At 35.2% G+C, this 7,917-nt stretch carries 7 protein-coding genes and 1 pseudogene; all 8 read left to right on the top strand.

The genetic code is table 11. The annotated features are described in order from the left end of the window. Positions 1-116: 116 nt before the first annotated feature. A pseudogene (locus tag ACFFU9_RS10780) lies at positions 117-385 on the top strand (helix-turn-helix domain-containing protein); the annotation flags it as partial. Between the two features lie 266 nt (positions 386-651). After that, positions 652-828, top strand: coding sequence for a hypothetical protein (locus ACFFU9_RS10775; protein ID WP_379861448.1), 177 nt, complete (start codon positions 652-654; stop codon positions 826-828). 249 nt (positions 829-1,077) lie between these two features. Beyond that, positions 1,078-2,085: an LLM class flavin-dependent oxidoreductase gene (locus ACFFU9_RS10770; protein WP_379861447.1), complete on the top strand. Its 1,008-nt coding sequence runs from the start codon at positions 1,078-1,080 to the stop codon at positions 2,083-2,085. A 227-nt stretch (positions 2,086-2,312) separates the two neighbouring features. Next, positions 2,313-3,653 (top strand): DEAD/DEAH box helicase, encoded by a 1,341-nt coding sequence (locus tag ACFFU9_RS10765; RefSeq protein WP_379861446.1) that lies wholly within the window; start codon positions 2,313-2,315, stop codon positions 3,651-3,653. A 5-nt stretch (positions 3,654-3,658) separates the two neighbouring features. Continuing rightward, positions 3,659-4,975 carry a DEAD/DEAH box helicase gene (locus tag ACFFU9_RS10760; RefSeq protein ID WP_379861445.1) on the top strand — a complete coding sequence of 439 codons (1,317 nt, stop codon included), beginning with the start codon at positions 3,659-3,661 and terminating at the stop codon, positions 4,973-4,975. A gap of 219 nt (positions 4,976-5,194) precedes the next feature. After that, entirely contained in the window at positions 5,195-5,644 is a 450-nt protein-coding gene (locus tag ACFFU9_RS10755; RefSeq protein ID WP_379861444.1) for a KTSC domain-containing protein, read from the top strand. A 352-nt stretch (positions 5,645-5,996) separates the two neighbouring features. After that, positions 5,997-7,328, top strand: a complete 1,332-nt coding sequence (locus ACFFU9_RS10750) for a TolC family protein (protein ID WP_379861443.1) — start codon at positions 5,997-5,999, stop codon at positions 7,326-7,328. A 5-nt stretch (positions 7,329-7,333) separates the two neighbouring features. After that, entirely contained in the window at positions 7,334-7,849 is a 516-nt protein-coding gene (locus tag ACFFU9_RS10745) for an efflux RND transporter periplasmic adaptor subunit (protein WP_379861442.1), read from the top strand. Positions 7,850-7,917: the final 68 nt, after the last annotated feature.

Below are 7,917 nucleotides of genomic sequence, written 5' to 3'. Positions count from 1 at the left end.
TTTCTAACTTCTGTTCTAATGTCCATTTCCTGTATTTCATATCTCAAATATATGGGTTTTCAAATTTAAAATATCACTCCGAACTATTAAGGGGCTAAACTAATATGCTTTACGGTGGTATACCTACGGTTATTCAAATTGCTGAATATTTACAGGTTTCTCCTAACTATTTAACGCATATGCTAAAAGTTTAACAGGACAGAGCACCCAGAATCACATTCATAATAAATTGATTGAAAAAGCAAAAGAAAAGCTTTTTACAACAGAACTTACGGTTAGTGAAATTGCTTATGCATTAGGGTTTGAGTATCCAGCATCTTTCAGCACATTATTTAAAAATAAAACCAATTGTTCACCATTGGCTTTTAGACAATCCTTCAATTAAAACAACAGCACCACCATGTAAATATTCCTTCGTTACGGAATGGAATGGCATGTCCAAAAAAAAAAACAGGGTATTCGCATCATTCGTAATATAATATAAGTGCCTTGCGAGTTTTAGAGTGGCAAAGCATCTGGGCAGTCTTGGTTTTTGTGTATTATTACACCAGTTTATAGTAAATCACTTAACCTATTGAACAGGTAATTCCTTAAATTGCAGTCCTATTTAAAACAATCTATAGGAAGAAATCTTAAAAGAAAAATAAGCTTATGAGTATTGAAGTGATTTATAGATTAGCAATTCCTTTATTAATAATCGGTGTTGGAATATGGTTGAAAATGAAGAAAGAGGAGTCTGCTACGCCAATGAAAAAATATTGGTTAATTTATATTATTATTGGGGTTTTATTGCTATTGGTTAGAATCTATACAGAGGTGCTTTATTAAAACCTGGAGCGGGTTATACATGAAAAAGCAAGGGGATATAATACACAATCCTTAAAGCTTTAGAATACCTTAACTTTCTTTTTGCTTTGGATTTGTTAAATTTGGTGTTTAATTACGACTTACTGGATAAACCATCCTGTTTGGATAAATTCAGTATTATACTAATTTATTAAACGAGATAAAAGCGGTTTACAGTGTAACGCACACCGCTTGGTTTTTTGCTCAAAACACATCATACATTGCATGTCTATGAAAACGTCACATACGCTTTATTCTATTTTGGACCTAGCATTGGTTTCAGAAGGCCATACGCTTAAGCAAACCTATAATAATGCCCTTGAATTGGCACAACAGGCTGAATCCTTTGGCTATACCCGCTATTGGTTGGCCGAACACCATAATGCCATCAATATTGGCAGTAGTGCCACGTCGGTGTTAATTGGTTATGTTGCCGAAGGCACTAAAACTTTACGCATCGGTTCTGGTGGCATTATGTTGCCCAACCACTCTCCTTTGATTATTGCCGAACAGTTTGGCACTTTAGGGGCTTTGTACCCTAACCGTATTGATTTAGGTTTGGGGCGGGCACCGGGAACAGACCGAGAAACAGCACAGGCCATTCGTTCAGATTTTATGCAGGCGGCACATTCGTTTCCTAACGAACTTGAAAAAATAGAACAGTATTTTTCAAAAGAAAATGCCCATGCTAAAGTTCGTGCTACGGTAGCAGAAGGCGTCGATGTGCCTATTTATATTTTAGGCTCCAGTACAGATAGTGCGCATCTGGCCGCAAAAAAAGGATTGCCCTATGCTTTTGCTAGCCACTTTGCAACCACCCACTTAAAAGATGCTCTAGCGATATATCGCAAAGAGTTTCAAGCATCCGAGCATTTAGAAAAACCATATGTTATGGCTGGTGTAAATATTGTTGTTGCCGATACGGATGAGGAAGCTGAACGTTTATCAACATCATTAATTCGTATGATTGTAGGGATATTTACAGGCAAACGGGAGTATGTGCAGCCCCCTACGGCATTAACCGATGAGCTTAGGGAAGTTATGCAACACCCGCAAGTGCACCAAATGCTTAAGTATTCTTTTATAGGGAGTAAAGCCACTGTAAAGGAACAAGTTAAAACGTTTTTAGCAGAGACGCAAGCAGATGAGCTTATTGCCGTTACTAATATTTATGACGGTAAAGAACGCATACGCTCTTACGAATTGTTTGCAGAGATTATGAAGGAGCTGGAACACTAGTACTTATTATTTAACATGAAAACGGTATCCATATTGCACAGGCTTTCTTTTTTACATTATATGTATTTGTAACATTCTTAAAAGCAAATATTTGGGCTTGTTCCAGTAGTTTTTAAGATGGAGCATAACGCAGTTTTATACATTTTATGGAACATAAAATAATAATACCATACAATTTTAAGGGGTTCCCTATAAAAGTGTGATTATCTTTGCAAAAAAATTAAGTTATGCCAAAACAGTTTTCAGATTTAGGAATTAACGCATCCTTACAAAAAAGTTTAATCGGTTTACAAATTACTGTTCCCACAGATATTCAGGAAAAAACGATTCCGGTTGTTCTAAATCAAAACGAAGATGTTGTAGTTTTAGCAAAAACCGGTACGGGGAAAACAGCGGCTTTTGGGCTGCCTTTGTTACAGTTGGTAGATACAAACCTTGCTGATGTTCAGGCGCTTATTTTAGCTCCAACTCGAGAACTGGGGCAACAAATTTATAATAATTTAGAAGCTTTTGCTACAGATAGCCCTACGGTATCTATTGCATCAGTATGTGGAGGTATTCCCATAAAGCCTCAAATAGAGCGTTTGAAAACCACCACCCATATTGTTGTTGCAACACCAGGACGTTTGTTGGATGTAATGAAACGAGGCGCCATCCAACTTAAAAATCTGAAGTATTTAGTTTTAGATGAAGCCGATGAAATGGTAAGTGCTTTAAAGGATGAAGTGGATGCCATTATAAAAGAAATTCCAAAAACCAGAAGAACATTATTGTTTACGGCCACCATGCCTGGTGCTATCAAGCAATTGGTTCAAAATTATATGTCTAAGCACGTGGTACACATAGAGGCAGATATGGCTACTGTTGGACATCAAGGTATTGCGCACCACTATGTGGTTGTAGAACCTATAGAAAAGTTGGACGTATTACTTCATTTCTTAAATTCTAAAGGAGGTGAACGCGGAATCATATTTTGTAAAACCAAAGCAGCGGTTAATAAATTGGCAAAAAACTTAGCCATTAATAAATTCGCTTCTGGTGCGATACATGGCAGCTTAACGCAGGGCATTCGCGACCGTATTATGGAGCAATTTAGAGCGGGATATATCGATATTTTAGTGGCAACAGATTTGGCTGCTCGTGGTATTGATGTTAAAGAGGTGTCTTACGTAGTTAATTATCATTTGCCAGATACCTATGAAGCCTATGTGCACAGAAGTGGACGAACGGCTAGGGCAGGGGCAAAAGGACTTTCGTTAACCATTCTACAAGAGGAAGAAGTTGCAGATATTGCCGAATTTGAAAACGAATTAGGTATTGTTTTTAAACCCTTTATAAAAGCAGATGCCCAAAGTATTGAAGAAAATAATGGTTTGCTATGGGCGAAAAAAATATTCAAGACCAAGCCAAACCGTGAGGTTTCCGAAGATTTTAAAGCGAAGATAAAAACCATATTCCATCATGTAACAAAAGACGAGCTGGTGGATAAAATATTAGCCCATTACTTATCAGAATCTGGAGCAGCCAATTTAATATCTGAGACACCTAAAAAAACGAAAAAGAAATAAACATTATGGCAAATAGCATTAAAAATCAACAGGATATTTTAACAAAATTAAATATTCAAGCGTTGAACCCCATGCAGGAGGAGGCTGTTTCTGTAATTGAAACAACTACAAATACGGTTCTCTTGTCGCCAACTGGAACGGGAAAAACTTTAGCCTTTCTTTTACCATTACTACAGGTTTTAAACCCAGATTCTACAGAGGTTCAGGCTTTAATAGTTGTGCCATCTAGAGAGTTGGCCATTCAAATAGAGCAAGTGGTTCGGTCTATGGGGTCTGGTTATAAGGTAAATGCCGTGTACGGCGGCAGACCCATGTCTAAAGATAAAATAGAAATTAAACACAACCCAGCCATTTTAATAGGGACGCCGGGTAGAGTATTAGATCATTTTAAAAGCGAACGTTTTTCTAAAGCCAGTATTAAAACATTAATATTGGATGAGTTTGATAAATCTTTAGAAGATGGTTTTGAAGAGGAAATGAAAGCCATTATCATGCAGTTGCCTAGCATCAACAAACGCATTTTAACATCAGCCACCCAAGGAGTTACCGTTCCTGGTTTTGTGAGATTAGACAAGCCACATGTTATCAATTACTTAAAGCTTAAAACACGGTCGCAATTAGCGATTAAGACGGTGGTGTCTCCAGATAAAAACAAATTAAAAACCTTGCAGGCCTTGTTACAGCATATTGGTAATGAGCCAGGTATTATTTTTTGCAATTTAAGGGATAGTATAGACGACGTTAGTTCTTTTTTAAAACGACATAGAATTGCTCATGCCTGTTTTTCTGGTGGTATGGAACAGCAAGAAAGAGAGCGCGCATTAATTAAATTTAGAAATGGCACTTCGCGAGTCTTGGTGGCCACAGATTTGGCCGCTAGAGGTATCGATATTCCAGAAATGAACTATATTATTCATTATGAGTTGCCTCGTCATGAAGAAGAATTTATTCATAGAAACGGTAGAACGGCCAGGGTTAATGAAAAAGGAACGGCCTATATCTTAAAATGGGAAAATGAATTATTGCCCGAATTCATAAAAAATGTAAGCGGTATAAATATTTCTAAAAAAGCACCTCATAAACCCCAGTATTGGGAAACTCTGTTTATATCTGGAGGACGAAAAGATAAAATTTCAAAGGGGGACATTGCAGGTTTATTTTTTAAACAAGGCGGTATTGAAAAAGACCAATTAGGAACTATCGAACTGAAACAGGATTGTGCCTTTGTGGCTATCCCTTTAACTAGAGCTAAAGAACTGGTAGAAAAATTAAACAACACGCGTTTAAAAAATAAAAAGGTTCGTGTAACTGTATTAGAATAAAGTGTTTTATCATGAGGTTATTTAAAGTTTCTTTAAACACAGTTTTAAAGCTTGGTTTTTAATCATACGCTATGAGTTAAAAAGTGCTAATTTATAATGGTTTAAGCCTTTATATATCCAAATATTTAGGTAAAATCTAGTCCATATAAAATTTAGTTATAAAATGTAGTCATTCATCTAATTTTAACATGTACTTTTGCGCCTTCAAAAAAAATTGATATGAAGCGCATAAACGAATACAAGAAACTCTTTGGGGTTGAAAAAGAACTGGAATTAAAGACTTTAAAAACGACTTATCGTAATTTGGTTAAAGAGTGGCACCCAGACAAATTTCAAAATGGAGATGCTTTGCAGGAAGAAGCAGAGATAAATAGCCGAAAAATTATTGATGGGTACCATTTTCTTGTAAGTATTGCACCCGAAACCATAGCGGCTAATTTAGAAGCCTATACAGAAACCATTACCAATTCTGGTATTGCAGATTATACACATAAAGGCTTGTTGTTAGAAATTACTTTCGTAGATGGATCTACTTACGAGTATTTTGGGGTTACAAAACAAATTTATACTAAAATGATTAATAGCAACACGGTTAATCGTTTTGCTAAACGTAGTATCTACCCAAATTACACGTATAGAAAAACAAAAAAAGTGTTAGAAGAAGCATAGTTTATTATGGTACTTGAAAATAGCTAAAAAGAAGTTGTGAACTTGCAATAGCATGTATGCCACTCTTATATGCTAAAAATGTATATATATTAAAGCTGGACAATAATTATACTTGTTCAGCTTTTTTTTGTTTTTTTACGAATATCATGACGTCCGTTTTACCCTTAAGCGATAAAATTGAAATTTATAGAAAATGGGAAACCAATTTATATTGTGAAGGTTAAAGCAATTATAGAAATTCTTATCGATACAATACCGTATTTGGTATAGGTGATAGTCTCAAACATCTATTGTCTTGTATTAGCATAGCATATAATTTCATCTTTGAAGTGTTAATTTAAATACTTTAAAAATGAAACTATACGTCATCATCATAAGCTTACTGGTTTTTCAGTTTTCTTCTGCACAAGATACTCCAGAGGCTTTAACTCCAAAAACATGGTCTTTAGAGGCCTGTATCACTTACGCTTTAGAAAATAATATTACAGTAAAAGACGCTGCACTTAATACCAATATTGCAGCTGTAGCGTATGGCCAAGCGAAATCTTCTAGACTTCCTAATCTCTTTGGTAGTGCTTCACAAAATTTTTCAAGTGGAAACACCATAGATCCTATAACTAGTGATTATGTTACGGATCAAATACACAGTACGAATGTTGGAATTAATACCACTGTGTCCTTGTTTCAAGGAAATCAACTTAACAATCAAATCAAACAAAATAAAATACTGTTAGATCAAAGTGTTTTTCAAGAAGAAGTAGAAAAAAACAACATTGTTTTAAATATTTTAGAAACCTACTTACAAACCTTATATAGTAAGGAAAATATTTCGATAGCTGAAAACAACTTAACAGCTTCAGAAAAAGAAGTGATAAGGGCTAAAGCACGTTTAGATGCAGGAACCATCGCGCTAAGTGATTATACAGAAGCTCAAAGTCAGAAAGCAACAAACAAATACAATCTTATTTCAGCAAAAAATGACTACCAGCACTATATAATTGCTCTCAAACAGTTATTGGAACTATCGCCAATGGAAAGTATAGAAGTTGAAGCCATAGATGAAAATATGGATGTAACACACTTAGAGCTTCATAAAGACGAGGTCTATAATAAAGCTTTAGGGTTTTTACCAGAAATTCAGGCAAGCAAACTAAATATTGCTGCAAACGAAACGGAGTTGGATATTGCTAAGGGTGGATTTTTACCAGTTCTAGCCTTGTCTGGAAGTGTTGGTTCTGGATATACAAGTATCCATGACAATGCTTTTTCAGACCAATTTAATGTTAATTTCAATCAGAAATTAGGACTTTCATTAACCATTCCCATATTTAATAGAAACCAAACTAAGGCTGCTGTACAAAAAGCAAGTATTAATATTGAAAAAGCCGAACTTCAAAAGCGAACTACAGAAAAAGAAGTTTATAAGAAGGTAGAAACAGCCTATCAGAATGCCGTGTCGGCCCAAGAACAAGTTTTAGCTTCTGAAGCCTCTAAAATAGCAGCGGAGCAATCTTACAAATTAGCGCAAAAAAAATATGAGTTAGGCGGGCTAAGTACTACAGACCTAGTTATTAGCCAAAACACCTTTACCAACGCACAACAAAATTATTTACAAGCCAAATACTTAAATATTTTATACCATCAATTACTACAATTTTATCAAGGAAACGATATTAAACTTTAATCAAAATGAAAAATAAAAAGAAAATTATTATAGGAAGCATCGTGTTAATTGCACTTGCTATTGCAGCATTTGTTTTAATGAAAGATAATGATGCTATTGTTATAGAAGCACAAACTATTACAGCAAAAAAAGCGAACGTCACTACCATGGTTACCGCAACCGGAACGATGGAACCTATTACACAAGTTGAAGTTGGTACACAGGTATCAGGTGTGGTAGAAAAAATATATGTGGATTACAACAGCGTGGTTACCGAAGGACAACTGATTGCTGAGTTAGATAAAACCAATTTAAATGCAGCTAAAACACAAGCACAAGCCGTTTATGACAATGCGGTGAGTCAGCGAAACTACACACAAACAATTTATGACAGACAAAAAACATTATATGATAACCAGGTAATAAGTAAATCTGATTTTGATGATGCTGCATTCAATTATCAAACAGCAAAAGGGACGGTTACGCAACGTTATTCAGATTTGCAATGTTTTGACCCCTATAAAACAAGAGTAATCTTTTAAATTTCGATTATTAATTATGCGTTTAATTTTCTCATTATTATTAGCTGTTTATCAGCGTTCCATTTTTC

This window comes from Mariniflexile ostreae (genome assembly GCF_042427585.1).
Classification (GTDB): Bacteria; Bacteroidota; Bacteroidia; order Flavobacteriales; family Flavobacteriaceae; genus Pseudalgibacter; species Pseudalgibacter ostreae.
Note: the sequence above shows the minus strand (reverse complement) of the source record. Positions and strands in the feature narration are given on the sequence as shown.

Coding starts and splice junctions, on each gene's coding strand:
- ACFFU9_RS10775 (WP_379861448.1), top strand. CDS start 652: ATGAGTATTGAAGTGATTTATAGATTAGCAATTCCTTTATTAATAATC.
- ACFFU9_RS10770 (WP_379861447.1), top strand. CDS start 1,078: ATGAAAACGTCACATACGCTTTATTCTATTTTGGACCTAGCATTGGTT.
- ACFFU9_RS10765 (WP_379861446.1), top strand. CDS start 2,313: ATGCCAAAACAGTTTTCAGATTTAGGAATTAACGCATCCTTACAAAAA.
- ACFFU9_RS10760 (WP_379861445.1), top strand. CDS start 3,659: ATGGCAAATAGCATTAAAAATCAACAGGATATTTTAACAAAATTAAAT.
- ACFFU9_RS10755 (WP_379861444.1), top strand. CDS start 5,195: ATGAAGCGCATAAACGAATACAAGAAACTCTTTGGGGTTGAAAAAGAA.
- ACFFU9_RS10750 (WP_379861443.1), top strand. CDS start 5,997: ATGAAACTATACGTCATCATCATAAGCTTACTGGTTTTTCAGTTTTCT.
- ACFFU9_RS10745 (WP_379861442.1), top strand. CDS start 7,334: ATGAAAAATAAAAAGAAAATTATTATAGGAAGCATCGTGTTAATTGCA.